This is a genomic window from Cognatundibacterium luofuense, from assembly GCF_018139685.1.
Classification (GTDB): Bacteria; Pseudomonadota; Gammaproteobacteria; order Burkholderiales; family Burkholderiaceae_D; genus Undibacterium; species Undibacterium luofuense.
This window is the reverse complement of sequence record NZ_JAGSPN010000101.1, coordinates 1-516: the sequence shown is the minus strand read 5'-3', so window position 1 is coordinate 516 and position 516 is coordinate 1. Positions and strand designations below refer to the sequence as shown.

General features: G+C 53.7%; 1 protein-coding gene. It reads left to right on the top strand.

All coding sequences use genetic code 11. From position 1 onward, the window contains the following. Window positions 1-516, top strand: a 516-nt coding sequence (locus KDM89_RS19520; protein ID WP_212689561.1) for an RNB domain-containing ribonuclease, incomplete at both ends; no start/stop codon positions are given.

Below are 516 nucleotides of genomic sequence, written 5' to 3'. Positions count from 1 at the left end.
AGCTCGCGCGCAGCCGCATGTCTACTGTGTACATGCCCGGCGATAAAATCACCATGCTGCCAGATGAGTTGGTGGATGTATTCACGCTGGGTGCAGGGCAAAGCCGTCCGGCTTTATCGCTGTATGCGACCCTGAATACTGCGGACTGGAGTGTAGTTAGTACCGAGACCAAAGTGGAAGCGATCACCATGGCTTCCAACCTGCGTCATAACGATCTGGATGCGCTGGTCACGGAAGAAAACCTCGCCAATGATGCCGGTGATTATCCGCATAAAGCTGAAATCGCCCGTATCTGGCAATGGGCGCTGGTGCTGGAGCAGGGTCGTATGGCCAAGCGTGAGAGTTTCGGCATGAAGCCGGAACAAAATAATCGCGTCGATTTTAACTTCTATGTTGAAGATGATGTGGTCAGCATCGTGCGCCGTAAGCGTGGTGCGCCGCTTGATAAGATGGTGGCTGAGCTGATGATTTTCGCTAACAGCACCTGGGGCAAACTGATGGCAGAGCATGGCATCC